The following is a 26,111-nucleotide window of genomic DNA, read 5'->3' on the forward strand; positions in this document are numbered from 1 at the left end:
GCCAAACACCGAAGTTTCACAGATAAGTCACGGCAATTGTGAACCCGGTCGTTCGGCCGGGAAACGAACGGAATTCGGGAGGCTCATTATGGCCCTGGTGGAGCGGGAAGAGGTGTTGGCCTCCCTTGAGGACATGCTGGCCGACGCCGTCACCGGCAGAGGGAAGATCGCGATCGTCGGAGGTCCCGTCGCGACGGGCAAGACCGCACTGCTCAACACGCTGGTCGAGGACGCGCTGGAGCACGGCGCCCTGCCGCTGACCGCGACCTGCTCGCAGTCGGAGTCGGGACTGGCGCTGGCCGTGCTGTCGCAGATCCTGCACAACGCGCCGCTCACCCCCGAGGAGGAGGAGCGCACCCGCAACCTGCTGCACGAGGGCGCCCGCTGCGCCATGTCGGCCGACCCGCTCGCCGACTACGTCGACCAGGTGGACGCCCACATCGTGCACGCCCTGTGCATGGTGCTCCTCGAACTCGCCGAGCGGCACCCCCTCATGATCGTGGTGGACGATATCCAGCACGCCGACCGCGCCTCGCAGCTCTGCCTGGCCTACCTCGCCCGCAGACTGCGCTTCGCCCACATCCTGGCGATCTTCAGCCAGTCGGAGGAGTCGTGGAACGCCCCGTCGCTGTTCCAGACCGAGCTGCTGCGCCAGCCGCACTGCCGCCGCCTGCCGCTGTCGGCCCTGTCCCGCGAGGGCGTCGAGATCATGGCCGCCGACATCGTGGGCGACGACGTCGCCCGGCGGTTCGCCGCGGACTGGCACGCGGTCAGCGGCGGCAACCCGCTGCTCGTCGGCGCGCTCATCGAGGACCACCTCGCCGCGGCCGACGCCGGAGGAGCCCCGGCCGGGAGCGAGACGGACACGGGAATCGACGAGATCGTCACGGGCGACGCCTACCGTCAGGCGGTGCAGTCGTGCCTGCACCGCGGCCACCCGCTCGCGGCCCGCGTCGCCCGGGGCCTGGCCGTCGCCGGCGACCCCGGCCACCTCGACCGGCTGCTCGACCTCGACGCCGGCGTCGTCGTCCAGGCGCTCAACGCGCTGCACAACGCCGGGCTGGTCGGCGCCGACCTCCACCTGCGCCACCCCCAGGCGCGCGCCGCCGTGCTCGCCGACCTCGACCGGCACGAGCGGACCGACCTGCACCGCAGGGCCGCCGAGCTGGCGTACGGCCAGGGCGCCCCGGCCGCCGTGATCGCCGAGCACCTGCTGGCCGCCCAGCACAACGGGGGGCCCTGGGCCGTACCGATCCTGGAGGAGGCGGCCCGGCAGGCGCTCAGCGAGGGCCGCGTCGAGCCCGCCGTCGACTACCTGCGCCTGGCCGACGGGGCGTGCACCGACGACCAGCGCCGCGCCACCATCAAGACGACGCTGGTGCGGGCGGAGTGGCGGCTCAACCCCAGCGCCCCCGCCGCCCACCTCGACGAGCTCACCGACGCCATGCACCGCGGCCACCTGCGCGGCTCGGACGCGGTCGTGCTGGCCAAGGCGCTGCTGTGGCACGGCCGGTTCGACGACGCCCGCGACGTGCTCGACCACCTGGGCCGGATCGGCTCGATCATGGACGCGGAGACGGTGGCCGAGATCCGCGCCGCCCGGCCGTGGCTGCGCTGCTCCTACACGCCGTTCCTGGCGCACCTTCCGAGGGTCACCGACATGAGCACGCAGGCGCCGCCGTCCGCGCCGGTCATCGGCCGGCTGGAGGCCGCCACCGCGCTCGCGTCGGTGCTGACCAAGGGCCCGCACCCGCAGACGCTGGCCGACGTGGAGCGCATCCTGCGCGGCTCCCGCCTCGACGACATGTCGATGGACGCCGTCGAGTGCGCCCTGCTCGCGCTGATCTACGGTGAGCGGCCCGACCTGGCCGCCCCCTGGTGCGACCTGTTCTTCGAGGAGGCCGCCAGCCGGCGCGCCCCCAGCAGGCAGGCCCGCCTCGCGGCGCTGCGCGCCGAGATCAGCCTGCGGCAGGGCGACCTTGAGGGCGCCGAGAGCCTCGCCCAGATGGCCGTACGGCTCATCCCGCCGACGAGCTGGGGGGTCGCGGTCGGCGCCCCGCTGTCGGTGCTGCTCACGGCGGTGACCGCGATGGGCCGGCTCGACGAGGCGGTGCAGCTCGTGAACCAGCCCGTGCCCGAGGCCATGCTCCAGACCCGATACGGCCTGCACTACCTGAACGCGCGGGGCCGCTACCACCTGGCGACGGGCGACCTCGGCATGGCGCTGCGCGACTTCCAGACGTGCGGCGAGCTGATGGGCTCCTGGAGCCTCGACTCGCCGGGGCTGGTCTCGTGGCGCACGGGCGCGGCCGAGGCGCTGATCGGCATGGGCCGCGCGGAGCGCGCCCGGCCGCTGCTGGACGAGCACGTGGCGCGCTGCGCCCCCGGCCCGGTCCGCGCCCGCGGCACCGGCCTGCGGCTGACCGCCGCCGCGAGCGAGCCCCGGCAGCGTCCCCCGCTGTTGCGCCGCGCCGCCGACATGCTCCAGGCGAGCGGCGACCAGTATGAGCTGGCCCGCGCCCTGGCCGACCTGGCCGACGCCTACCAGGCGGTGGGCGAGCTGCGCCGCGCCCGTACGGTCGCCAGGCAGGCGCAGCGGATCGCCGAGGAGTGCGAGGCCGTTCCGCTGGTCAACGCGCTCACCCAGGGCGGCCCCGGGCAGCCGGCCGAGCCGCCCCGCACGGAGAGCGGCCCGTCGACGCTGAGCGAGGCCGAGCGCCGGGTGGCCGCGCTCGCCGCGGTCGGATACACCAACCGCGAGATCGCCGACAAGCTCTACATCACGGTCAGCACGGTCGAGCAGCACCTGACCCGGATCTACCGCAAGCTCAACGTCACCCGCCGCTCCGACCTGCCCGCCAGCCTCGAGTTCAGCACCTCCGCCTGACACGGCTCCACGCCCTGGGCCGGCCGGGAAACCCCCGGCCGGCCGCTTCCCTGACTGGAAGGTGAACGCGCATGACTCAGACGAGCGTCCCACCTGCTGCCACACCTGCCGCCACACCTGCCGCCACACTGGCGGGCCGTCTCACGGCGGCCCAGGGCACCGCGATGTACGTCGGCGCGGTGCTCGGCACGGGCGTCATCGCCCTGCCCGCGCTCGCGGCCCAGGCGGCCGGACCGGCGTCGCTGCTGGCCTGGCTCGGCCTGGTCGTGCTGTCGGCCCCGCTGGCCGCGGCGTTCGCCGCGCTCGGCGCGCGTCATCCGGACTCCGGCGGCGTGTCCACCTACGCCCGCCTCGCCTTCGGCGACCGGGCCGCGCTCGTCGTCGGCTGGTGCTTCTACTTCGCGATCCCGCCGAGCGCCGCCGCCGCGGCGCTGTTCGGCGGCGAGTACGTCGCCGCGGCGGTGGGCGGCGGGACCGGCACCGCGACGCTGACGGCGGCGGGGCTGATGGCGGTCGTGACCGTGTCGAACGCCTCCGGCCTTCGGGTGACCGGCCGGGTCCAGCTCGGGCTGGCCGGGCTGCTCGTCGCGTTGCTCGTCGTCGCCGTGGCGCTGTCGCTCCCGCACGCCGACATGGCCAACCTGCGGCCGTTCGCCCCGAACGGCTGGACGGCCATCGCCCCGGCGGCGGCCCTGCTCGTGTGGAGTTTCGCCGGCTGGGAGGCGATCACGCACCTCGCCGCCGACTTCCGCAGGCCGTCCAGAGACCTGCCCAGGGCCGCCGCGGCGGCCGTCGTGCTCGTCGGCGTGCTGTACCTGTCGGTCGCCTTCGCCACCGTCGCCGTCCTCGGCCCGGCCGCCGGAGGCGCGCGGGCGCCCCTCGGCGACCTGCTGGCCCTCGGCCTCGGCGGCAACGCCCGGCTGCTCGCCGCCGCCGCCGCGCTGCTGCTGACGCTCGGCGCGATGAACGCCTACTGGGCCGGGGCGGCCAAGCTCGGCGCCGCCCTCGGGCGCGACGGCGCCCTGCCCGGCTGGCTGTCGCGCGGCAGCGTCGCGGGGGAGGTGCCGCGGCGCAGTCTCACGGTCGTCGCCGTGCTGTCCTTCCTGGCGCTCGCCGTCGTGTACGCGGCGGGGACGGGCATCCGGCCGCTGGTGCTGATGACCAACGGGTCGTTCGTGGTCGTCTACGCGATCGGCGTGGCGGCCGCCATCCGGCTGCTGCCGCGCGGCCGGGCCAGGGCCGCCGCCCTGCTCGCGCTCGTGGCGGTCGCCCTGCTGGTCGCCGCGTCGGGCGTCTACCTCGTCTGGCCGCTGCTGGTCGGCGGCGCCGCCCTGGCGTACGCGCGGTTCGTCCGCGGGGAGGAGGCCGTCCCTGGGGGTGAACAGGCCGGGCATTGACGAAAGTGGAGGGTCACCGGCGACCTTCCGCGTGTGCCCGCCGTGCCGTCCGGTCTCTAGGGTCTAAGGGCCGGACGGACCGGCGAGCAGCGGCACGGAGGGAAAACGGTGGGGAACCAGATCGAGGACGTCCCGGACATCAGCGCCGAGTGGTATCGGGAGGTCACCGGGTTAGCCCTGCACACCCCCGCATGGGTGCGCGACGCGGCGGCGGTCGCGACGGACGCCGTCCCCGCGATCCTCTTCGCGTTCCTCGTCTTCGGCTGGTGGCGGGCGCGGCGCGGGGACGACCGCATGATGGCGCTCGCCCTGCTCGCACCGGTCGCGGTGGTGACGGCCTACCTCGCGAGTGAGGGCGTCAAGAGCGTGTTGCGGCTGCGCCGCCCCTGCTGGGACATGACCGACGTGGTCACGGTGGCGCACTGCCCGCCGTACGGCGACTGGTCGCTGCCGAGCAACCACGCGACCTTCGCCGCGGCGGCAGCCGTCGGGCTGGTCGCTTTGTGGCGCGGTGCGGCGGCGGTCGTGGCACCGGTGATCGCGCTGCTGGAGGCGTTCTCCCGGGTCTTCGTCGGCGCCCACTATCCCCACGACGTGGTGGCGGGGCTGCTGTTCGGCGGCCTGATCGCGCCGGTGGTCCTGCTGGCCATGCGGAGCCCGGCGACCGCGCTGGTCTCCGCGATGCGGCGGCGCCCGGCGCTGGCGGTGCTGGTGGCTACCGGCCGCCCGCCAGTCCTGCCTCGTGGGCGATGACCGCCGAGGTGCAGGCGGGCGGCGATGCCTCCCCGCTCAGGCAACGGTATCCGCAGGTCGTGGGACCCGGACGAACCCGTGCAGGGTGCGGGCGCTGGCGTGGCCGGACAGGGACATGAGCATCGGCGCCGACCAGCCGTCCTCGCCGAGGTGGGCCAGGCGCGAGTGGCGCAGGCGGTGGAGGGTGTAGCCGCCGCCCTCCGGATCGAGCTCCGCGGTGGCCCGTTTGAACAGATACTCCGCCCGCTCGTACGACAGGCGGCCCCGGCCCGTGTGGGGGCACAGGTCGGCCGCCGCCGGCCTGCGGCCCGGCCCCGGCCTGCGGTCGGCGAGGAACAGCGGACCCCGGCGGCGGTCGCCGACGAGGAGGGGAAGGAGCGCGGCCGTGCCGGACTGCCAGCGCAGCCAGTGGCCCCTCGCCTTCACCTCGCCGCGCATGCCGGGCAGGTCGAGGTCGTCCACGTTGAGCGAGAGCGCCCATTCCGCAGGGGCCGCGCTCTCGTACAGCAGCAGCCACAGCGTGCGCTCGCGCGGCGGGAGGTCCGGCCGCTGCCACAGGCTTTCCAGGAGCGAGCGGTCGATGGGGCGGATGCGGCCACGGGGCTCGGGCCGCCGATCGAGCGGGGCGGCGAGGCCGGCGGCGGCCCAGCCGCGCTCTGCCGCCCACGCGGCGAACGACCGCAGCGCCGCGCGGTGCCGGTTCCAGGTCGCGCCCGCCGCCGTGCCCCACGTCGCGGCGAAGACCTCGGCGACCCGGTGGGACGTCACGTCACGCAGCGGGACGTCCTCGCCGAGGTGCCGGCACAGCCGCGTCAGGGTCTGGTTGTAGGAGCGGACGGTGTCGGCGCTCAGACCGGGCCGGGTGAGGAAGAGCGTCATCGCCCTGCCCAGGGTGACGTCCCCGCCCGTCGCTCCGGCCTCCGCGACCTCGTCCCGGCCGACCCCGGCTTCCGCCGCCTCGTTCCGGCCTTCCCGGGCCTCTCGGCCTTCCCGGGCCTCTCGGCCTTCCCGGGCCTCTCGGCCTTCCCGGCCTTCCCGGGCTTCCCGGGCTTCCCGGGCTTCCCGGGCGGCATCTTGGGCTTCCTGGGCGCAGGTCGCGGCGCGGCGTAGCAGCACCGCCCGTTCCGCGGTGTTGCGGGTGAGGGACGCGGCGCGTTCGAACTCCGTACGGGCCTCGTCGTGCCGGCCGAGCCGGGCCAGCATGTCCCCGCGTACGGCGGGCAGCAGGTGATAGCCCTTGAGCGCCGGTTCCCCGGTCAGCGCGTCAACGAGCGTGAGACCGGCGCGCGGACCGTGGGCCATGGCGAGCGCGACCGCGCGGTTGAGCTGGACGACCGGCGTGGGCAGCACCCTGACGAGGGCCTCGTAGAGCGCGGCGATCTGCGGCCAGTCGGTCTCCTCCGGGGTGGCGGCCCGCGCGTGGCAGGCCGCGATGGCCGCCTGCAGCACGTACGGGCCGAGGGGGCCGCCCGCCTGCCGCGCCCGCAGCAGCGCCGCGAAGCCGCGCCGGATGAGCAGCGGGTCCCAGCGCCCCCGGTTCTGCTCGTGCAGCACGACCGGCTCCCCCGACGGGCCGGTGCGCGCGGCGGAGCGCGACTGCTGCAGCTCCATCAACGCCACCAGGCCGTGCACCTCGGCCTCGTCGGGGGCCAGCTCGGCCAGGACGCGGCCCAGGCGCAGCGCCTCCAGACACAGGGACGGGCGCATCAGGTCGTCGCCCGCCGTCGCCGAATATCCCTCGTTGAACACGAGATAGACCACTTCGAGCACCGACGACATCCGGGCCGCCCGCTCGGGACCCGACGGGACCTCGAAGGGAACGTTCGCGTCGGCGAGCGCCCGCTTGGCCCGCACGATCCGCTGCGCGACGGCGCTCTCGGAGACGAGGAAGGCCCGCGCGATCTCGTCGGTGCGCAGGCCGCCGATCAGCCGCAGGGTGAGCGCGACCCGGGCCTCGGTGGACAGCACCGGGTGACAGGAGACGAACATCAGCCGCAGGACGTCGTCGCCGACCTCCCCGTCGAGCGCGTCCACCACCTCGTCCACGTCGCGCTCGCCCTCGTCGGGGCGGGTGGCCAGATCGCGGGCGAGCAGCTCCTGCCCGCGGTCCCGCCGTTCCTCCCGGCGCAGGTGGTCGACGGCCCGGCGCTTGGCGACGGCCATGAGCCAGGCGCCCGGGTTGTCCGGGACGCCCGCCTCGGGCCACTGCTCCAGCGCGGCGAGGACGGCGTCCTGCGCCAGCTCCTCCGCCAGGCCGACGTCACCGATCATCCGCACCAGGCCGGCGACGATCCTCGCGGACTCCATCTTCCAGACGGCGTCCACGACCCGATGGGAGTCCAGGGAGGTCACCCGACCGATGACAGCACCGGCCCGTCCGCCGCGCAACCCGGCGCGTACGCCGCCGGAGGCCGGACGCCTGCCCGGTCACGGCCTCGCCGGCGTTCTCCGGTGTCAGCGGGGGCCGCCTCCGGGGGCGTCTTCGGGGCCGAACACCTGCTGGATCGAGCCCTCGCCGTCGCCGACGATCTTCCAGAAGCGGCGGGCCAGCTCCACGGCCTCCTCGCGGGAGCGCGCCTCGATCAGGGCGAAGCTGACGATCGCCTCCTTCGCCTCCGTGAAGGGGCCGTCGGTCACGGTGATCTCACCCCCGGAGGAGATCATCCGCAGGCCGCCCGGCTCCAGCCCGCCGGTGGCCAGCAGCACGCCCGTCCTGGTCATCTCCTCGATGAAGGCGCCCATCTCGGCCATCATCTCCGCATCCGGTGTGCGGGAGCCGCCCTTGGTGGTCATGAGAAACCGCATCGTCGTTCTCCTTCTTTCCGATCCTCTGTCCGGCCGGGCCGTTCGCCGGTCCCGCCGTCACCTCCACGTCGTACGGGACGAGCCGGAATCGACCGGCTCCGATCCTGACACGCCGTGACCTGGGCCGACGTCTCGATGTGACAGGGAATGCGCATGTGACAGGGAATGCGCACCCGTGGCCGACGCCGCAGGTCGGCGGGGTGGACGGCGGGTGGACGGCGGGCGGGCGTCGGGAGCGGGCGCGGACGGTCGAATCGCGCCGCCGCCGTTCGACGCGTGAGCGAGGCCGGACACCACACCGGCCAGGACAACCCAAGCCCCGGACCACCCAAACCCCGCAGCGCCCAAGCACGGGAAGGCCGAAGCGCCGGAGTCCGGGATACACCCGAAGCCCGCCTGGAAGACCAGGACACCGAAGAAGGGAACGGCCATGACCGCCACGCAGGACACCACCCAGCTCACCTCTCAGCCCGTGTCTCAGTCCGTGTCTCAGCCCGTGTCTCAGTCCGTGTCTCAGTCCACGCACCGGCTCACCGGGGGGCCGGCTGCGCGGCGTTCCGCGCCGGGCGCGCCGGGTGCGACGGGTGCGACGGGTGCGACGAGCCCGGCGGTCTCCATGGGATCGACGCGTGCGCTGCTCACCTGCGCGGTGCTCACCACGCCCGTCTTCGGGATCGTCTCGCTGACGCAGGCGTTCACCCGCGAGGGCTTCGACCTGCTCCGTCACCCGCTCAGCATGCTCAGCACCGGCGACCTCGGGTGGCTGCAGATCGCCAACTTCTGGATCACCGCCGTCCTGACGGTCGCCGGGGCGATCGGACTGCGCAGGGTCATGCGCGGCACGCCCGGAGGGACGTGGGCGCCCAGGCTGCTGCTCGTCGAGGGCGCCGGACTCGCGGCTGCCGGGGTCTTCAGCATGGACCCGGGTGACGGCTTCCCCGCGGGCACCCCGCTGGGTGCCCCGGCCGGGATGAGCTGGCACGCGATGCTGCACATGGCGGCCGGCTCGGTGGCCTTCACCGCGCTCATCGCGGCCTGCTTCGTCCTCGGCCGGCACTTCGCCCGCGCCGGGCGGGCCCGGCACGCGGTCGCCTCCCGGCTCGGCGGCCTGGCTCTCCTGCTGGGCAACGGGTGGGCCATGTCGGGCGGGCGGGCCGGTTCCCTCACGCTGTGCGTCGGCGTGCTCGTCGCGATGGCCTGGGTCTCGGTGGTCGCCGCCGCAAAGCGCGCGAATCTCACGGGCGACGCCGCACGACGCTGACCGCCAGACGTCGACCCTGCCAGACGTCGACCCTGCCGACGGGGAACCGCCGACGGGAAAACCGCGCAGAGCTCCCGGTGATAAACCACTGGGGGCTCTGCGTGGTCTGGTGATACCTTCGGCGTCGTCCGTGCATCGCCGTGACCCGAGGAGGTGAGACCGATCAACGCTGTGTCAGGTCGGGGCTCCCTCCGTCGCATGGTCTAGGGAGCGCCCGCAGAAGGCATCCCGAAAGGCGTGTAACGCTTTGCGCTTCATCTCTCGGACGTCGTCGGACGGCGTCGTTGAACAGCAGTTTCTTCTCGGCGAGATTCCCGGTGTGCTGTGGACGCCGGAAGGCGCCGCAGGGGCTCGTCCCCTGATCCTGATGGGCCACGGCGGCGGGCAGCACAAGAAGGCCCCCGGCATCGTGGCCCGCGCCCGCCGCTTCGTCACCGAGGGCGGTGTCGCGGTGGTCGCGGTCGATGCGCCCAACCACGGCGATCGGCCGAAAACCGAGGAGTTCGCCCGGGTGGCGGCCGGGCTGCGGGCCGGCATGGCCGCGGGTGAGGACGTCGCCCCGCATCTCGCCACGATGCACACGTTCCTGGCCGGTCCCGCCGTGCCGGAATGGCAGGCCGTGGTGACCGCGGTTCAGGAGCTCGACGTCGTCGGCGCCGGCCCGGTGGGCTACTTCGGCATGTCGATGGGCTGCGGGCTCGGCGTGCCCTTCGTCGCCGCCGAGCCCCGGGTCCGCGCGGCGGTGCTGGGCCTGCTGGGCGTGGACGGGCTGACCGAGGCCGCCGCCCGGGTCACCGTCCCGGTGCGGTTCCTGCTCCAGTGGGACGACGACAGGGTGCCGCGAGACCGGGGCCTGGCGCTGTTCGACGCTCTGGGCTCGGCCGACAAGACGCTGCACGCCAACCCCGGCAACCATGGGGAGACCCCCGAGTCCGAGACCGACAGCTCGCTGCGGTTCTTCGTCCGGCATCTCGGTCAGGGCCGCCGGGTGCGGGGAACCCGAGGCACATCACCGGACACTCCCTAGGGTTCCGCCTGCTCGGCACACGCCGGCAGGCGCAGCCGCAGTAACGCGCCGCTTCGGCACGGTACGGCCTCGGCCGTCCCGCCGTGCGCCTCGGCGACCTGCCGGACGATGGCCAGGCCCAGTCCGGAGCCGGGGTGCGCGCGGGCCGCGGGTGATCGATAGAAGCGGTCGAAGACGAATGCGAGATCGCTGTCGGGTATCCCCGGCCCGGTGTCCGCGACCTCGACGGTGCCCGCCTCGACGCTGATCCTGATCCGGCCGTCGGGCGGGCTCCACTTCACGGCGTTGTCGACGAGGTTCGCGACGGCGCGTTCCAGGGCGTCGGGGTCTCCGTGGACGAGAGTGGGCGCGCAGGTCAGCTCGAATCCGATCCGCGGGGCCCGGCGCGCCGCGCGGGCCGCGACGCGCTCGGCGACGAGGTCGAGGCGGACGTCTTCCGTGTGGAACGGCGCCTGGCCATAGCGGGCCAGGTCGACCAGGTCGTTGACCAACGTCGTGAGTTCCCCGGCCTGGCCGAGCGCTTCGGCGGCGAGGAGTGGAGCCTGCGCGTCGGCCGGGTTCTCCGACAGCAGTTCGAGGTTCACCGTCAGGCTCGTCAGCGGTGTGCGCAGTTCGTGCGAGGCGTCGGCCACCAGACGGCGCTGGGCGCCGATTGCTTCGTCCAGGGCGGCGGTCATCGCCGCGAACGCCGAGGCGAGCCGGCCGATCTCATCCCGGCTCTGGGCGGAGATCGGGATGGACAGGTCGCCGGTCGTGCGGATCAGTTCGACGGTCTCGGTGAGCTGGTGCACCGGGCGTAGGACGCGGCGTGCCGCCAGGCGTGAGACCAGTGCCGCCAGGAGTCCGGCGGCCACCGTCGAGCCGGCGAGCAGCCAGGCGAGTTCGCGGAGTGTGGGCGCGGGATCGGATTCCGGGATGGCTGTGCGTACGAGCGTTCCCGGTGATCCGGGCAGCCGGGCCGTGTAGACCCGGTAGGCGATTCCGTTGTAGGTCGCGTCTCGGAAGTAGGCGCCGGCGGTGCCGTCCGCGACGGCGACGTCGCGGGCCGTGAGGTCGACGAACTCCGCCGACGGCCCGGCTCGGACCGGGGCCGGCACGATCTGCAGCTGGGTGCTTCCGATCCCCAGCGGAGCAGTCGGGAAGCCCGGATCCCCGTTGACGTCCCTGAGCTTGGCGTTGATGGCCGCGGCCACGCTCGGTGCCCGGCCGGCGGCCGCGATCAGCGCGTTGTCCATCTGGCCGCGAAGGTTGGCGTTCACGGCCGGATAAAGGACCACCGACACGAGCACCAGGGCGCCCGCGACCACGGAACCGCCGGCGATGGCCAGCCGGGTGCGCAGGTTCATGGTTCCTCGCGCAGGACATACCCCAGGCCGCGCACCGTCTGGATCAATCGGCTGCCGCCGTCCGCTTCGAGCTTGCCGCGCAGGTAGCTGATGTACACCCACAGCGCGTTCGACTCCGGGCCGAAGTCGTAGCCCCAGACGGACTCGAAGATCTGGGTCCGGCTCAGCACCCGGCCGGGGTTGCGCAGGAACAGCTCCAGCAGGGACAACTCCGTCTTGGTCAGATCCAGGCGCCGCCCGGCCCGCTCGGCCCTGCAGCCGCTCACGTCGAGGGCGACGTCGGCGAAGCGCAGCACCTCGGCCCTGGCGCCGCTGCGCCGGAGCAGGGCTCTCAGCCGGGCCCGCAACTCCTCCAGGGCGAAGGGCTTGGCCAGGTAATCGTCGGCCCCCGCGTCGAGCCCGGCGACCCGGTCGACGACCAGGTCCCGGGCCGTGAGCATCAGGATCGGCGTGTCGTGCCCGCCCTCGCGTAGCGCACGGCACACCTCCAGCCCGTTCGGTTCGGGCATGAGGACGTCGAGCACCACCGCGTCCGGGCGGAACACGCCGTGCTCGGCGAGGGCGGACGCCCCATCGGCGGCGGATGACACGTCGTAGCCGTCCCGGCGCAACGCATGCTCCAAGGACCGCCGCACGGCCGCGTCGTCGTCCACCACGAGTATCCGCATGGTCGCCCATCCTCACCCTCGATGCCGCAGTTGTGTGAGACGCGGTGGCTGTCAGCCCTGGCTCAGCGACCGCTTCAGCTCGCGCAACGCGGCATCGAGCCGGTCGGAGCCCACCCCGAGCGAGGCGGCGATGTCACCGAAATCCGTGGACGTCGGACGGACTCTGCCCAATGCCACCAAAGCGGCCAGGGCGTCCTTGGCCTTGGCCTGATCGACACCGAGCGCCGCGGCCAGGGACGCCGCCGCGGCGTCGGTGGTGAACGGCGAGTCCTGTGAGCCGTCCCGGGCCTTCGTGCCCGTGCTGTCTGCCCTGCCCTGATTGTCGCCATCGGGCGCGGGCTTGGCGACGATCGGTCCCAGAGCGTCCCGAACCTGCGAGACCGGCAGCCCGAGGTCGGCCGCGACCGCCGTGACGAAGGACCCCGGCGGAACGTCCTCCATCTTGGCCGCGACCAGCGCGGAGTCGAGCCGCTCGGTCGTCACTCCGAGCTTCGCCGCGATCGCCGCCAGATCGGCGTCCGCATCCGCCCCGGCCCTCGCGCCTGACTTGATCGTCGCGTCGCCGGATTTCACGGCGCCGGGTGCCGGGGCCGTATCGGCCGCCGCGGCCGTACCGGCCGCGGCCAGCGTGGTGAGCGTGAGCGCGGCCACGAGCAGCCGTGTGCGTTTCATCATCGTGATGCCTTTCGTCCACAGAGCGCGCCGGACGGGTGCCGGCGTCCTGGGACAACGCAAACATCGCGGCCTCTGGCGTGGTTTCACCCACCTTTAAGGGTTCCTTAGAACGGCCGCGTTCTCCCCAGCGAGCGATCGATCGGTCATGCCGCCGACGATAGCGCCGCACGGGGAGCGGTCACCGGTCCGAACGAGACGGCCATGCGCCGCGCGTACGCCGGCTGATCGTTGCCCGTGCTCGCCGGGTGGCCGGACGAGCCCCCTATCGAAGGAGGATCCGGGGGTCACTCGCGGGGGAGCTCCGCGCTCACGGTGGTCGGGCCGCCGGGCGGGCTGTCCACCTGGAACCTGCCGTCCAGCGCGGCGACCCTGCGGGCCAGCCCGGACAGGCCGCCGCCGCCGGGGTCGGCGCCGCCCCGCCCGTCGTCGCGCACCCGCACGACGATCGTGTCCCCGTCCTCCAGGATCTCCACCCGCACCTGCTCCGCCGCCGCGTGCTTGGCGGCGTTCGTCACGGCCTCCCGTACGACGAAGTAGACCGCCGTCTCCACCTCGCCGGGTGGGCGGGCGGTGAGGCCGTACGCGACGGTGACGGGCATCCCGGCCCGCTCGGCGACGGCGGACAGGGACTCGCGCAGCCCGAGCGTGTCGAGCTCGGCCGGGTAGACCCGCCAGGCGACCTCGCGCAGCTCGCGCAGGGCCTCCTGGGCCTCCTCGTGGGCCTGGTGGAGCAGATCGTCGAGGAGCTGGGGACTTCGCCCGCGCCGGGCCCGCCCGATCAGCACGGCGAGGGCCACCAGCCGCTGCTGCACGCCGTCGTGCAGGTCGCGCTCGATCCTGCGCCGCTCCTGGTCGACCGCGCTCACGATGCCGGCACGGGTCCTGGCCAGCTCGTCGATGCGGCGCTCCAGCAGCTCGGTGGGGCTGGGGCCGAGGAAGCGCCGGGCGACCCGCAGTTCCAGAGCGGCGACGCCCTGGATGCCCATGATGTCGAGGAACAGCAGGACGAGCCCGGCCACTCCGAAGTAGACGAGGATGCCGGGGGTCGGCGGGATGCCGTCGGGGTTCTCCCCGTGTGCCCAGCTCCACACCATGTAGACGCACACGCTCACACCGATGACCAGCAGGAGGAGCACGAGGCCGCCGAGCAGGCCGATCGGCCACCGGGCCGCGAGATACCCGGCGACCCGGCCGGTCCCGACGGCGTGGTCGAGGCCGCCGAGCAGGCCGAGCCTGCGCATCTCGAGCCGGGCCAGCGGCACGGCGACGGCCCGCAGCAGGCGCTCCCCGGCGCGCCGCGCGGCGGGATGCGGCAGGCAGAGCAGGGCGAGCGGCGCGGCCACCAGCAGGAAGGCCAGCTCGACGACCGCCGTCAGCGTGCCGATGACGAGCGCCGTGAGGATCCTGAGGGCGCGCGCGACGTTCATCGGCTCCTTCGCGGCGGTTCGCGCCGCTCTGGGCGGCAGGCGGGCCCGCCCGGGGAGCGGCTGGTCAACGGGCATGGCGTCCGTGGCCGTGCCGTTCCCGCAGCCGTACGGCCACGAACCAGGCGACGACGAGGTCGACGGCCGCCACGACCACCTTGGAGACGATCCCCATGTAGTCCTCGACGAGGTGCCAGCTCTCGCCGAGCAGATAACCCGCCAGCACGAACACGGTGTTCCAGATCAGGCTGCCGAGCGTGGTGAACAGCAGGAACGTGCCGAGCGGCATGCGTTCCACACCGGCGGGCACCGAGATCAGGCTGCGAAAGATCGGGATCATGCGCCCGAAGAACACCGTCTTCACACCATGCCGGGCGAACCACGCCTCCGCCTTCTCGATGTCGGAGATCTTGACCAGCGGCAGACGTGCCGCGATGGCCACCGTACGCTCCCGGCCGAGCAGGGCGCCGACGCAGTAGAGCGCGAGCGCCCCCACGACGGAGCCCACGGTCGTCCACAGGAGCGCCGCGATCAGGCTCATGTCCCCCTGCGAGGCGGTGAACCCGGCGAGTGGCAGGATGACCTCGCTGGGCAGTGGGGGAAACAGGTTCTCCAGGGCGATCGCGACGCCGGCGCCCGGCGCGCCCAGGCGTTCGGTGAGCTCCATCGCCCACCCGGCGATTCCTCCGATTTCGGTGCTGTTCATGGGGATTGACGCTAGAAGCCGGGCGGCGCGGTCACCATGAGGGGCGCCGCCCGGCTTCCTGCGGTGCGCTTCACATCATGGGTGCGGAAAACCGCAGCTCCGGACAGTCATCCACAGGCTGTGGATATCGACGTGGCGCTCGGCCGCCGCTCCTTCGCCGCGCCGCCGCTCCCGCCCGGCCGCCACTTCTGCCGCGCCTCTTCTGCGCTGCGCCGCTCGTATCCTGCCGCCTTGGGGCCGGAGGCGCACCGGCTCAGAGATCGTCCTTCGGCGTCTGGGACAGCACCCGGTCGGCGGTCGCCGTGACCACCGCCGCGGCGGCCGAGATGTCCCTGACCTGCTCCGCGGGGAGCTCCCGCAGCACCTTCTCCAGCGCTTCCAGGTCGGCCTGGTAGGCCGCCGCCATCGCGGCCTGGGCCTTGGCGGTGCGCCCCGCCTGCTCCACCGCCTTGCCGAGGGCCCGGCCGGCGCGTTCGACGGCCCTGGCCGCCTCGATCGCCGCCTTCTCAAGATTTCTCGCCCACTCGGGCGGCTGGTCGCTCATCGACGTCCTCTGCGTGAGGGTGGTTCCGCGGGCACGGATCGCCCGCGAAGCGGGCTGCATCAGGCCCTTATTGCCCTCCCTGCGGGCTCTACACTCCACGCGGCCCAAGCTCTCGCAGATCTCCCCGGCAGCGGCAGGGCCCCCGCGCGGTGCGGCGCGCGGAGGCCCTTGATCGTGTCCGGGGATCATGCCCGGATCATGAACCGATGCCGGAGGAGGTCAGCCGCAGTGCTCGAAGGGGCTGTCGTAGGTGTTCGAGCCCGCCTTGCCGCCCCACTTCACGCACTTGTCGGCCGCTGCCGCCCGTACCGGCCCGGCGTAATAGCCGTAGTCGCCCGAGTCGGTGACCCGGCTCTTGCCCTGCACCTCCAGATAGGCGGTGGTCGCGGTGGGCGTGCCCAGTGAGGTCTTCTTCATCGTGACGACGCAGTTGTATCCGTTGCCGGAGTTGTAGAGCAGATAGACGGTGCCGGCCGTGCCGAGGGCGGCCGAGTCGATCACCGAGTAGCCGGCGCCGCACACCTGCTCCGGCGTGTACGGGTTCCCGGTTCCGCCGCCGCCCGTGACGTACTGCATGTACGTGTTCCAGTTCCAGTTGGGCCCGGGATCGGTGTGGTCGGAGCCGGGTACCTGGTAGTGCCCCACGATGTGGGAGCGGTCCGTGGGGATGCCGTACCGCGCGGCGATGGAGCGCACGAGGGCGGCCGAGGAGCGGTACATCGCGTCGGTGAACCAGGACGCGTTGTCCACGTATCCCTCGTGCTCGATGCCGACGGAGTGGTGGTTGTAGTCGGAGTTGCCCGCGTGCCAGGCCCGGTCCTTCTCCCGCACCATCTGGGTGATGGCGCCGTCGGACGACCGTACGACGTAGTGCGCCGAGACCTGGGCGGCGGGGTTCTGGAACCAGGAGATCGTCCCGGCGTACGAGCCCTGGGTGACGTGGATGACGATGCGGTCGATCGAGTCGCTCGCCGGCCGGTTGGACACCGCGTAGTTGGCGCTGCTGGCCGCCACCCACGTCGCGCCGGGGTAGTCGACGGCCGCCGCGGCGAGCGTGCGGTTGTTCTCCGGCGTGCCGAGGTCGCGGGCGTTCGCGAGCGCTCCCCGGTCCGGACGCGCCGGGCGGGCGGCCACCGTGATCGTCTCGCCCGCCGGCGTCCGCGCGGTGAACCCGGCCGACAGCAGGTCGTAGACGGCGTCGGCGTACAGCCGGGCGACCTCGGGCGTGCTCGCCCCGCCGTAACGCGCGACGGCGGTGTACCAGCGATCGGCGTCGGCGCGGGCGGCGGCGTCCAGGCCCAGGGCGTCGGCCCTGGCCCGCAGGACGGCCGCCGCGCCCGCCACGTTGGCCGCGTCGTCGGCCTTGAGCGAGGCGACCGGCGCTCCGGTGAGCCCTGCCGCCTCTTCCAGGGTGTGCAGCGTGGGATTGCTGACCAGGTGTGCCACGCCATAGCCGCCGCTCGCGCTCGGCCTGCCGTCGTGGCCGTCGAGGTGGGTCTCGGCGTAGGCGAGCGCGACGAGCAGGTCGCGGGGGACGCCGTGGGCCGCCGCCGCCTGCGTGAAGGCGGTGGCGAGCGGGCCCTCGGCGGCCGAGGCCGGCCCGGCCGGGACGAGCCCGGCCAGGCACAGCAGGAGCGTCACGACGCCCGCGGCGGTCAGGGCCGTACGCCGGGGCGCGCGGACGATCAGGGATGCGGTCATGGGGATCAGCCGCAGTGCTCGAAGGGGCTGTCGTAGGTGTTCGAGCCCGCCTTGCCGCCCCACTTCACGCACTTGTCGGCCGCTGCCGCCCGTACCGGCCCGGCGTAATAGCCGTAGTTGCCGGAGTCGGTGACCCGGCTCTTGCCCTGGACCTCCAGATAGGCGGTGGTCGCGGTGGCCGTGCCCAGTGAGGTCTTCTTCATCGTGACGACGCAGTTGTAGCCGTTGCCGGAGTTGTAGAGCAGATAGACGGTGCCCGCTGTGCCGAGGGCGGCCGAGTCGATCACCGAGTAGCCGCTGCCGCAGACCTCCTGCGGGGTGTAGGGGTTGGTCGACGCGCCGCCGCAGTTCTGCGAGGTCACGGTCTGCGCGGGGTAGCCGAAGGTGACCCCGTTGAACACCGCCTTCTGGATGTTGGCGGGGTAGGACGTGTCGCTCGTGCGCACCTCGTAGTGCAGGTGCGGGGAGATGTTGTTGCCCGGCTTGCTGGTGTTGCCGACCTCGCCGATCTTCTGGCCCTGGCTCACGCTGGCCCCCGCGCTCACCGAGCGCAGGCTCAGATGGGCGTAGTAGGTGAACCAGCCGCCACCGTGATCGATCTTGATGAGGTTGCCGAAGCCGTTCGTCGAGCCCTGGTGGGCCGAGATGACGACGGTGCCGGCCGCCGCGGCCACGACCGTGTCGCCGTAGTCGGCGTCGGCCGTGCTGCCCCGGTTGAAGTCGATCTCGTACGACTGGTGGGCGCTGCTCGCGCTGGAGTTGCCCGTCCACGTCTGGCCACAGGGGAACGGCATCTGAAAGTTCGGGCGCGGACCCGCCGCGGAGGCCGCTGGGGCGGTGGCGGTGCTGAACGCGAGGCCCAGGACCACCGCGAGGCCCGCCGTGACAAGCGATTTGAGTCTCATGACCAAAAGAGTCGGAATCTGCCGCACAAAAATCATCAAGAGTTGGGTACAAAGATTGCGCGAGTCATGGCGAACCGGTCCTTCGAGGAGCAACGCGGTCATGACAGTCGATCGGCCTATGTTCAACGTGCTCGGTCCCCTGGAGGTCCGCCTGCCGGGCACGGCGCCACGGCTCGGCGGGCCGAAGCCCCGCATGCTCCTGGCCACCCTTCTCCTCCACGCCAACCACACCGTCGGCGGCGACGAGCTCGCCGAGGTGCTGTGGCCGGACCACCGGCCGCGCTCGGCCGCGGCCAACCTCCGCACGTACGCGAGCGCCCTGCGCGCGGAGCTCGGGCCGGCCCCGGCCCGCATCCGGGCCATCGGGTCGGGGTACGCGATCGAGCTGCCGCCGCACGAGCTCGACCTGCTGCTGTTCGAGGAGCGGGTGGCCGCCGCGCGGGAGCGCCGGGCGCTGGGCCGGCCCGACGAGGCGGCCGACCTGCTGGCACGGGCGCTGGCGCTGTGGCAGGGCGTCCCGCTGTCCGACCTGCCCGGCAGCCCGCTGTGGGACCGCAGGCTCGGACGGCTCGCCCAGGCGCGGCTGCGCGCCGCGGAAGACCTGGTCGAGCTGCTCATGGCGGCCGGAGAGTACGGCGAGGCGGCCGGGGAGCTGCGCGCCCTGCTCGCCGATCACCCCTTCCGCGAGGACCTGTGGAGCAGGCTCATGCTGGCCCTGCACTGGTCGGGGCGGCAGGGTGAGGCGCTGCGCGCCTTCGGTGCGATCCGCGAGCATCTCGTGAGCGAGCTCGGCGTCGGGCCCGGGCCCGAGCTGCGCCGGGCGCACGCGGCCGTGCTCGCCGGGGAGCCGCCGCCACGACCGCCCGCCCCGGGCGGCCTTCCCGCCGAACCGCCGGTTCCCGTCGCGCCCACCGCCGCCTCCGGTTTCCCGACCGGCCGCACTCACGCCGTTAACCCCGTCGTGCCGCGTCAGCTGCCGCCGGACCTGGTGGACTTCACCGGGCGGGCGGCCGAGGCGGCGGAGCTGACCGGGGCGCTCGCCCCCGGCGGGGTCGCCGTCGTCACCGGGCCGCCGGGCGTCGGCAAGACCGCGCTCGCGGTGCGCTGCGCCCACGCCGTCCGCGAGGCGTACCCGCACGGCCAGCTCTTCCTGTCGCTCGGCGGCACCGACCCCCGGGACGGCGCGGCGGGATCACCGGCCGAGCCGGGAGAGCTGCTGGCCGAGGCGCTGCGCGCGCTGGGCGCGGCGGAGCCGCTGCCGCCCACCGTGCACGAGCGCGCCGCGCTCTACCGCACGCTGCTCGCCGTGCGGCCGATGCTGGTCGTGCTCGACGATGCGGCGGGCGCCGCGCAGGTGCGGCCGCTGCTGCCGGGCGGCGGCAGCGCCGTCGTCGTCACCGGCAGGCGCCGCACCGAGCTGCCCGGCGCCGCCCGGATCGACCTCGACGTCCTGCCCCACGCGGAGGCGCTGGAGCTGCTGACGGCGATCGTCGGCGCGGAGCGGCTGGAGCGGGAGCCGGAGGAGGCCGCCGCCATCGTGCGGGCCTGCGGCCGGCTGCCGCTCGCGATCCGGGTGGCAGGGGCGCGGCTGGCCGCCCGTCCCGGCTGGTCTCCGGCCGTGCTGCGGCGGCGGCTCGACGACGAGACGGTCAGGCTCGCCGAGCTGCGCGCCGGCGACCTGGTGGTGCGGGAGTCCTTCGACCGCAGCTATCGCCTGCTGCCCGACGACGCCGCGCGCACGTTCCGCGCGCTCGGCCTGCTCGGCGCCCGGCCGCTGCCCGGCTGGGTGGTCGACGCCGTGCTCGACCGGCACCGCAGCGACGCCGTGACCGACGTGCTGGTCGACGCGAACCTGCTGCGCCCGGTGGGGACCGACCCCCTCGGCCAGCCCCGATATCGGCTGCCCGACCTGCTGCGCGTCGACGCCAGGGACAAGGCGGGCGAGGTGGACATGCCGGCGCTGGCGCGCGTGGTCGCGGGCTGGACGGCCGCCACGGAACACGCCACGGCCCGCCTGCCCACCACGGTCTTCCGCCTGACCTCGCCCGCGGCCCGGCGCTGGCGGCTGCCCGACGACGCCCTGCGCCGGGTCGGCGCCCATCCCGTCTCCTGGTTCGGCGCGGAGCACGAGACCCTGGTCGAGGCCGTACGGCTGGCCGCGGAGGCGGGGCTGACCGGCGCCGCCTGGGGCCTGGCGGCGGCGCTCGTGCCGTACTTCGACCTGCGCTGTCACCTCGGCGCGTGGGAGGAGACCCACCGCGTCGCCCTGGAGGCCGCCCGCGCCGCCGGAGACCGCGCGGGGGAGGCCGCCATGCTGCGCGGGCTCGGCCAGGTGGCCCTCTACCGGGACAGGTACGCCCAGGCGGCCGGCATGTTCCGCCGCTCGCGCGTGCTCTTCCGCACGCTGGGGGACCTCAGGGGCGAGGCCGTGTCGGTCTGCGGGCTGGGTGCGGTCGGCCAGTTCAGGGGCGACCACGTCGCCGCGTCCCGGCACTTCCGCCGCGCCCTCGGGATGTTCGTGTCGCTGGACGATCGGTCGGGCGAGGCGTACGCCCGGCAGGCGCTCGGGCGCAGCCGCCTGAGCGCGGGCGACCTGAACGGCGCCGCCGACTGGCTCGGCGGCGCGCTGCGCATGGCGCGGGAGCTCGGCGACGCCCACCGGGAGGGCTGCGTGTCGCTCCAGATCGGCCGCCTGCACGACCTCGCGGGGGAGACCGGGCGGGCGATGCGCGCCCAGGGCCGGGCGCTGACGATATTCGAGGGCTTCGGCGACCGGCACTGCGCGGCGTACGCGATGCAGGGCTTGGGCGGGCTCCAGGCGGCCAGGGGCGACTGGCGGAACGGCTCGGCCCGGCTGGAGAGCTCACTGGCGATCTTCCGGCAGCTCGGCGACCGGAGCGGGGAGGCGGCCACGCGGCGGCTGCTCGGCGAGCTGCACCGCTCGTCCGGTCGTCGCGCGCTCGCCCGCGGTTATCTCCACGCGGTCACGTCGCGGCAGGTGGTGGGAGACGGCGATATCTCGTGATTAGACCGGCATGAGCGGGGCATCAGAGGCGTCGTGGGCGGTGGATGGCTCTCCCGCTGGCCGGTGATCCGGCAGCTCAGGGGAGAGGACGGCAGAGGGCGGGCGGCGCGCTCGGCGCGTACGGACGCCCTGCGGCCCCGCGTCGAGGAGGCCGAGACCGTCGCGCGTTCCGTCTGCCCCTACTGTGCGGTGGGCTGCGGCCAGCTCGTCTACGTCAAGGACGGCAAGGTCACCCAGATCGAGGGCGACCCCGCCTCGCCGATCTCGCGGGGACGGCTGTGCCCGAAGGGGTCGGCCAGCAAGCAGCTCGTCACCCACCCCGGCCGTCAGACGACGGTCCTCTACCGCAGGCCGTACGGCACCGAGTGGGAGCCGCTCGACCTCGAAACCGCGATGGACATGATCGCCGACCGCGTCGTGCGGACCCGGCGCGAGACCTGGCAGCAGACGCACGAGGGACAGGAGGTCAGGAGGACTCTGGGCATCGCCAGCCTGGGCGGGGCGACGCTCGACAACGAAGAGAACTACCTGATGAAGAAGCTCTACACCGCCCTCGGCGCGATCCAGGTCGAGAACCAGGCGCGCATATGACACTCCTCCACCGTCCCCGGTCTGGGGACCAGCTTCGGGCGTGGCGGCGCGACCCAGTCCCAGCAGGACCTGGCCAACGCCGACTGCATCGTCATCCAGGGCTCCAACATGGCCGAGTGCCATCCGGTGGGCTACCAGTGGGTGATGGAGGCGCGCGAGCGCGGCGCGAAGGTCTTCCACGTCGACCCGCGCTTCAGCCGTACGAGTGCGACCGTGGACAGGTATCTGCCGATCCGCGCCGGTACTGACATCGTGCTGCTCGGCGCGCTGATCAACTACGTGCTGGCGAACGGGCTCGACTTCCGCGAGTACGTCCTCGCGTACACCAACGCCGCGACCCTGGTGAACCGGGACTTCCGCGACACCGAGGACCTCGACGGCCTGTTCTCCGGCTACGACGAGGAGACCGGCAGGTATGACCCGTCGAGCTGGGCGTACGAGGGCGACGTGCCCGAGGAGGAGGAGCCGGTCGAGGGCGGCGCGCGCCACGCGGAGGCGGCGGGGTCCGACTCGTACGGCGCGCGCGGCGCGGGCGCGAGCGCGACGCCGCCCCAGGACCCGACGCTGACCGACCCGCGGTGCGTCTACCAGATCGTCAAACGGCACTACGCGCGCTACACGCCGGAGATGGTCGAGGAGCTGTGCGGCATCCCGCCGGAGGGGTTCCACGAGCTGGCCGAGGCGATCACGGCCAACTCCGGCCGGGAGCGGACCACGGCGTGGGTCTACTCGGTGGGCTGGACGCAGCACTCGGTCGGCGTGCAGTACATCAGGGCCGCCGCGATCCTGCAGCTCCTGCTGGGCAACATGGGCCGGCCGGGCGGCGGCATCATGGCGCTGCGCGGGCACGCGAGCATCCAGGGCTCCACCGACATCCCGACCCTGTTCAACCTGCTGCCGGGATACATCGCGATGCCGCACGCCCACCGGCACGGCGGCCTCGACGACTACCTGGAACGCGAGGGCGCCGACACCGGCTGGTGGGGCAACCGGCGGGCGTACGTCGTCAGCCTGCTGAAGGCGTGGTGGGGCGACGCGGCGACGGAGGCCAACGACTACTGCTTCGGCTACCTGCCCCGGCTGACCGGCGACCACGGCCACTACGCGAGCGTGATGGGCCAGATCGACGGCACGGTCAAGGGCTACTTCGTCGTGGGCGAGAACCCCGCCGTCGGGTCGGCCAACGGCAAGGCGCAGCGGCTGGGGCTGGCCAACCTCGACTGGCTGGTGGTCCGCGACCTCGTTCTGGTGGAGACCGCGACGTTCTGGAAGGACGCGCCCGAGATCGAGACGGGGGAGCTGCAGACCGAGGAGATCGGCACCGAGGTCTTCTTCATGCCCGCCGCGAGCCACGTGGAGAAGGAGGGCACGTTCACCAACACCCAGCGGCTGCTGCAGTGGCGCGAGAAGGCCCTCGACCCGCCGGGCGACTGCCGCAGCGACCTGTGGTTCTACCACCACCTCGGCAAGCGGATCAGGCAGCGGCTCGGCGACGACGACATCGACCGGCCGGTGATGGAGCTGACCTGGGACTACCCGGAGATCGGCGCGCAGCGCGACCCCGACGCCGCGGCCGTGCTCCGCGAGATCAACGGCAGCGCCGCCGACGGCCGCCTGCTGGCGTCGCTGCGCGAGCTGAAGCCCGACGGCTCGACGAGCTGCGGCTGCTGGATCTACTGCGGGGTGTACGCCGACGGGGTCAACATGGCGGCCCGGCGCACCCCGCACACCGAGCAGGGCCCGGCCGCGCTCGAATGGGGCTGGGCCTGGCCGGCGAACCGGCGCATCCTCTACAACCGCGCCTCCGCCGACCCGCAGGGCCGTCCGTGGAGCGAACGGAAGAAGTACGTCTACTGGGACGGCACCAAGTGGACCGGGCCCGACGTGCCGGACTTCGAGGAGGACAAGGCGCCCGACTACGTGCCGCCCGAGGGGGCCAAGGCCGAGCACGCGCTGGCCGGCACCGACCCGTTCATCATGCAGTCGGACGGCAGGGGCTGGCTGTACGTCCCGTCCGGCCTGTCCGACGGGCCGCTGCCCACCCATTACGAGCCGCACGAGTCGCCGGTGCGCAACGCCTTGTACGGGCAGCAGGCCAACCCGGCCCGCCGCACCATCGACCGGCCGGAGAACCCGTACAACCCGGCGCTGTCGCCCCGGTTCCCGTACGTCTACACGACGAGCAGGCTCACCGAGCACCACACGACGGGCGCCATGAGCAGGCCCCTGCCCTACCTGGCGGAGCTCCAGCCGGAGGCGTTCTGCGAGATGTCGCGGGAGATGGCCGGGGAGCTCGGCCTGGACAACGGCGACTGGGCGACGATCGTCACCGCGCGGACCGCGATCGAGCTGCGCGTGCTCGTCACCGGCCGTGTACGGCCCCTGCGACTGAACGGGAAGGTCGTCCACCAGATCGTCATGCCGTACCACTGGGGATACAGCAGCGGCGGGCTCATCACCGGGGACATCGTCAACGACCTGCCGTCGATCGTGCTCGACCCGAACGTCTACATCCAGGAGAGCAAGGCAGGCACCTGCGACGTCCTGCCCGGACGGCGCCCGCGCGGCCCCGCGCTGCTCGACCTGACCGAGAGGTATCGCCATGGCTGAGCGGGTGGGGTTCTTCACCGACACAACCGTCTGCATCGGGTGCAAGGCCTGCGAGGTGGCCTGCAAGGAGTGGAACGACGTGCCCGACGACGGGTTCGTGTTCCGGGCCACCTCCTACGACAACACCGGCGCGCTCGGCGCGAGCACCTGGCGGCACGTCGCCTTCGTCGAGCAGGACGGCCGGTGGCTGATGTCGTCGGACGTGTGCAAGCACTGCACCCACGCCGCCTGCCTCGACGTCTGCCCCACCGGCGCGTTGTTCCGCACCGAGTTCGACACCGTCGTCGTCCAGCCCGACGTCTGCAACGGCTGCGGCTACTGCGTGCCCGCCTGCCCCTACGGGGTGATCGACCGCAGACAGGACGACGGCCGGGCCTGGAAGTGCACGCTCTGCTACGACCGGCTGCGCGGCGGCATGGAGCCCGCCTGCGCCAAGGCGTGCCCGACGAAGTCCATCCAGTTCGGGCCGCTCGACGAGCTGCGGCAGCGGGCAGAGGAACGGGTCGAACGGCTGCACGCCGAGGGCACGACCGAGGCCCGGCTGTACGGCGCGGACCCGGACAACGGGGTGGGCGGCACGGGCGCGTTCTTCCTCCTGCTGGACGAGCCCGAGACGTACGGCCTGCCGCCGGATCCCGTGGTGACCACCCGCGACCTGCCCGCGATGTGGCGCTGGGCCGGCGGCGCCGCCCTCGCCCTCGCCGCCGGCGTCGCCGTCTCCTTCCTGAGGAGGGCCTGATGCCGAGGCGGCGCGACGAGATGGTGCCGGACGCCGAGTTCCGGTCCTACTACGGCCAGCCGGTCATCAAGCAGCCCCTCTGGCACGAGCCCCACATGCCGGCGTACCTCTATCTGGGCGGGCTGTCCGGCGCGGCGGGCGCGATGGCGGCCGCTGCCCGCCTCACCGGGCGGGATCGGCTGGAGCTGGCCGCCCGCATGGCCGCCTTCGCCGGGGCCGGCGTCGGAACCGTCTTCCTGGTGGCCGAGCTCGGCCGCCCGATGCGCTTCCTCAACATGCTGCGGGTGTTCAAGCTCACCTCGCCGATGAGCGTCGGCTCGTGGACGCTGGCCGCACACAGCGGGCTGACCGGCGTGGCGGCGGGCTCCGCGGTGACCGGCCTGCTGCCCCTCGCGGGCGACGCCGCGTCGGTCGCGAGCGGCCTGAGCGGTATGGCGATGGCCACCTACACGGCCGTCCTGCTGGCCGACACCGCCGTCCCCGCCTGGCACGAGGGCATGCGCGAGCTGCCGTTCCTGTTCGCCGGGAGCGCGCTCGCATCGGCCGGCGCGGCCGTCATGCTCACCACGCCCCGGGCGCTGGCGGGGCCCGCCCGCACCGCCGCGGCGGCGGGGGCCATGGCCGAGATCGTCGCGGGCGGGCTGCTGGAGCACCGTCTCGGCCTCGTCGGCGAGCCGTACCGGACGGGCAGGGCGGGCAGGCTCATGCGGGCCTCCCGCGTGCTCACCCTCGGCGGCGGCCTGCTCGCCACGGTCGCCCGGCGCAGCCGGGCCCTCACCGCGCTGTCCGCGATGGCGATCACGGCCGGAGCCCTGTGCACCCGGTTCGGCGTGCTGGAGGCGGGCCGGGCCTCGGCCAGGGACCCCAAGTACACCGTCGTGCCGCAGCGCGACCGCCTCGACGCGGGCCGCCCCGCCTCCGTGCCCGGCCGCTGAAAAGGGTTCGAGAGACGACCGGCGACCCTGGTAGCGTGCCGGTGACCGTGACCGGCCGAGGAGGTGAGACCCATGAACGCAGGAACCACGTGGGTGCTCCCCCTTCCCGTCA

Annotated in this window: 19 protein-coding genes; 9 read left to right on the forward strand and 10 right to left on the reverse strand. The window is 73.5% G+C overall.

Features of this window, described 5'->3' with window-relative positions; all coding sequences use genetic code 11:
- The first annotated feature begins 88 nt into the window (after positions 1-88).
- The 3 genes from FLX08_RS22920 (at position 89) to FLX08_RS22930 (ending at position 5,037) form a co-directional block, all read left to right on the forward strand.
- Positions 89-2,887 carry a helix-turn-helix transcriptional regulator gene (locus FLX08_RS22920; protein WP_142621144.1) on the forward strand — a complete coding sequence of 933 codons (2,799 nt, stop codon included), beginning with the start codon at positions 89-91 and terminating at the stop codon, positions 2,885-2,887.
- A gap of 71 nt (positions 2,888-2,958) precedes the next feature.
- Entirely contained in the window at positions 2,959-4,284 is a 1,326-nt protein-coding gene (locus FLX08_RS22925; protein WP_142621146.1) for an APC family permease, read from the forward strand.
- Positions 4,285-4,392: 108 nt separating this feature from the next.
- Positions 4,393-5,037: a phosphatase PAP2 family protein gene (locus tag FLX08_RS22930; RefSeq protein WP_142621148.1), complete on the forward strand. Its 645-nt coding sequence runs from the start codon at positions 4,393-4,395 to the stop codon at positions 5,035-5,037.
- Between the two features lie 36 nt (positions 5,038-5,073).
- On the opposite strand, the gene FLX08_RS42975 is transcribed toward FLX08_RS22930, so the two are convergent.
- The gene (locus tag FLX08_RS42975; RefSeq protein ID WP_425280636.1) at positions 5,074-7,344 is read right to left on the reverse strand and encodes a DUF6596 domain-containing protein; all 2,271 of its coding nucleotides are present in this window, start codon (positions 7,342-7,344) and stop codon (positions 5,074-5,076) included.
- A 147-nt stretch (positions 7,345-7,491) separates the two neighbouring features.
- Positions 7,492-7,842 carry a YciI family protein gene (locus FLX08_RS22950; protein ID WP_142621150.1) on the reverse strand — a complete coding sequence of 117 codons (351 nt, stop codon included), beginning with the start codon at positions 7,840-7,842 and terminating at the stop codon, positions 7,492-7,494.
- Between the two features lie 616 nt (positions 7,843-8,458).
- On the opposite strand from FLX08_RS22950, the gene FLX08_RS22955 reads away from it, so the two are divergent.
- Both FLX08_RS22955 and FLX08_RS22960 read left to right on the forward strand, forming a co-directional pair.
- Positions 8,459-9,103, forward strand: a complete 645-nt coding sequence (locus FLX08_RS22955; RefSeq protein ID WP_142621153.1) for a DUF998 domain-containing protein — start codon at positions 8,459-8,461, stop codon at positions 9,101-9,103.
- A 319-nt stretch (positions 9,104-9,422) separates the two neighbouring features.
- On the forward strand, positions 9,423-10,130 hold the full coding sequence (locus FLX08_RS22960; protein WP_244312820.1) for an alpha/beta hydrolase family protein: 708 nt from the start codon (positions 9,423-9,425) through the stop codon (positions 10,128-10,130).
- On the opposite strand, the gene FLX08_RS22965 is transcribed toward FLX08_RS22960, so the two are convergent.
- The 8 genes from FLX08_RS22965 to FLX08_RS23000 all read right to left on the reverse strand — a co-directional run bounded on the left by FLX08_RS22965 (position 10,127) and on the right by FLX08_RS23000 (position 18,099).
- Complete coding sequence (locus FLX08_RS22965) at positions 10,127-11,476, reverse strand: sensor histidine kinase (RefSeq protein WP_142621157.1); 1,350 nt, start codon at positions 11,474-11,476, stop codon at positions 10,127-10,129. The genes FLX08_RS22960 and FLX08_RS22965 overlap by 4 nt on opposite strands.
- A complete protein-coding gene (locus FLX08_RS22970) occupies positions 11,473-12,144 on the reverse strand; it encodes a response regulator transcription factor (protein WP_142621159.1) in 672 nt (223 codons plus the stop codon). The genes FLX08_RS22965 and FLX08_RS22970 overlap by 4 nt, the downstream gene beginning before the upstream one ends.
- 51 nt (positions 12,145-12,195) lie before the next feature.
- Positions 12,196-12,819, reverse strand: a complete 624-nt coding sequence (locus FLX08_RS22975; protein ID WP_142621161.1) for a hypothetical protein — start codon at positions 12,817-12,819, stop codon at positions 12,196-12,198.
- 284 nt (positions 12,820-13,103) lie between these two features.
- A complete protein-coding gene (locus FLX08_RS22980; protein WP_142621163.1) occupies positions 13,104-14,246 on the reverse strand; it encodes a sensor histidine kinase in 1,143 nt (380 codons plus the stop codon).
- Positions 14,247-14,310: 64 nt separating this feature from the next.
- Positions 14,311-14,949, reverse strand: a complete 639-nt coding sequence (locus FLX08_RS22985) for a DedA family protein (protein ID WP_142621165.1) — start codon at positions 14,947-14,949, stop codon at positions 14,311-14,313.
- 253 nt (positions 14,950-15,202) lie between these two features.
- The gene (locus tag FLX08_RS22990) at positions 15,203-15,493 is read right to left on the reverse strand and encodes a hypothetical protein (RefSeq protein WP_142621167.1); all 291 of its coding nucleotides are present in this window, start codon (positions 15,491-15,493) and stop codon (positions 15,203-15,205) included.
- A 219-nt stretch (positions 15,494-15,712) separates the two neighbouring features.
- Complete coding sequence (locus tag FLX08_RS22995; protein ID WP_142621169.1) at positions 15,713-17,194, reverse strand: N-acetylmuramoyl-L-alanine amidase; 1,482 nt, start codon at positions 17,192-17,194, stop codon at positions 15,713-15,715.
- A gap of 5 nt (positions 17,195-17,199) precedes the next feature.
- The gene (locus FLX08_RS23000) at positions 17,200-18,099 is read right to left on the reverse strand and encodes a M23 family metallopeptidase (protein WP_142621171.1); all 900 of its coding nucleotides are present in this window, start codon (positions 18,097-18,099) and stop codon (positions 17,200-17,202) included.
- 100 nt (positions 18,100-18,199) lie between these two features.
- Between FLX08_RS23000 and FLX08_RS23005 the strand changes: the two genes are divergently transcribed.
- From FLX08_RS23005 to nrfD, 4 genes are read left to right on the forward strand one after another with little or no spacing between them, the layout of a single operon-like run.
- Complete coding sequence (locus tag FLX08_RS23005) at positions 18,200-21,124, forward strand: AfsR/SARP family transcriptional regulator (RefSeq protein WP_142621173.1); 2,925 nt, start codon at positions 18,200-18,202, stop codon at positions 21,122-21,124.
- A gap of 33 nt (positions 21,125-21,157) precedes the next feature.
- Positions 21,158-24,325, forward strand: a complete 3,168-nt coding sequence (fdh, locus tag FLX08_RS23010; protein ID WP_142621175.1) for a formate dehydrogenase — start codon at positions 21,158-21,160, stop codon at positions 24,323-24,325.
- Positions 24,318-25,064 (forward strand): 4Fe-4S dicluster domain-containing protein, encoded by a 747-nt coding sequence (locus FLX08_RS23015; RefSeq protein ID WP_142621176.1) that lies wholly within the window; start codon positions 24,318-24,320, stop codon positions 25,062-25,064. Before fdh ends, FLX08_RS23015 begins: the two co-directional genes overlap by 8 nt.
- Positions 25,064-25,999 carry an NrfD/PsrC family molybdoenzyme membrane anchor subunit gene (gene nrfD, locus FLX08_RS23020; protein WP_244312821.1) on the forward strand — a complete coding sequence of 312 codons (936 nt, stop codon included), beginning with the start codon at positions 25,064-25,066 and terminating at the stop codon, positions 25,997-25,999. The genes FLX08_RS23015 and nrfD overlap by 1 nt, the downstream gene beginning before the upstream one ends.
- Positions 26,000-26,111 lie beyond the last annotated feature (112 nt).

Origin of the sequence: Microbispora hainanensis, assembly GCF_006874475.1 — a bacterium.
Taxonomy (GTDB): domain Bacteria; phylum Actinomycetota; class Actinomycetes; order Streptosporangiales; family Streptosporangiaceae; genus Microbispora; species Microbispora hainanensis.

Coding starts and splice junctions, on each gene's coding strand:
- FLX08_RS22955 (WP_142621153.1), top strand. CDS start 8,459: ATGGGATCGACGCGTGCGCTGCTCACCTGCGCGGTGCTCACCACGCCC.
- nrfD (WP_244312821.1), top strand. CDS start 25,064: ATGCCGAGGCGGCGCGACGAGATGGTGCCGGACGCCGAGTTCCGGTCC.
- FLX08_RS22920 (WP_142621144.1), top strand. CDS start 89: ATGGCCCTGGTGGAGCGGGAAGAGGTGTTGGCCTCCCTTGAGGACATG.
- FLX08_RS22975 (WP_142621161.1), bottom strand. CDS start 12,819: ATGATGAAACGCACACGGCTGCTCGTGGCCGCGCTCACGCTCACCACG.
- FLX08_RS22980 (WP_142621163.1), bottom strand. CDS start 14,246: ATGAACGTCGCGCGCGCCCTCAGGATCCTCACGGCGCTCGTCATCGGC.
- FLX08_RS23015 (WP_142621176.1), top strand. CDS start 24,318: ATGGCTGAGCGGGTGGGGTTCTTCACCGACACAACCGTCTGCATCGGG.
- FLX08_RS23000 (WP_142621171.1), bottom strand. CDS start 18,099: ATGAGACTCAAATCGCTTGTCACGGCGGGCCTCGCGGTGGTCCTGGGC.
- FLX08_RS22985 (WP_142621165.1), bottom strand. CDS start 14,949: ATGAACAGCACCGAAATCGGAGGAATCGCCGGGTGGGCGATGGAGCTC.
- FLX08_RS23005 (WP_142621173.1), top strand. CDS start 18,200: ATGACAGTCGATCGGCCTATGTTCAACGTGCTCGGTCCCCTGGAGGTC.
- FLX08_RS22925 (WP_142621146.1), top strand. CDS start 2,959: ATGACTCAGACGAGCGTCCCACCTGCTGCCACACCTGCCGCCACACCT.
- FLX08_RS22965 (WP_142621157.1), bottom strand. CDS start 11,476: ATGAACCTGCGCACCCGGCTGGCCATCGCCGGCGGTTCCGTGGTCGCG.
- FLX08_RS22950 (WP_142621150.1), bottom strand. CDS start 7,842: ATGCGGTTTCTCATGACCACCAAGGGCGGCTCCCGCACACCGGATGCG.
- FLX08_RS22970 (WP_142621159.1), bottom strand. CDS start 12,144: ATGCGGATACTCGTGGTGGACGACGACGCGGCCGTGCGGCGGTCCTTG.
- FLX08_RS42975 (WP_425280636.1), bottom strand. CDS start 7,344: ATGGAGTCCGCGAGGATCGTCGCCGGCCTGGTGCGGATGATCGGTGAC.
- FLX08_RS22995 (WP_142621169.1), bottom strand. CDS start 17,194: ATGACCGCATCCCTGATCGTCCGCGCGCCCCGGCGTACGGCCCTGACC.
- FLX08_RS22990 (WP_142621167.1), bottom strand. CDS start 15,493: ATGAGCGACCAGCCGCCCGAGTGGGCGAGAAATCTTGAGAAGGCGGCG.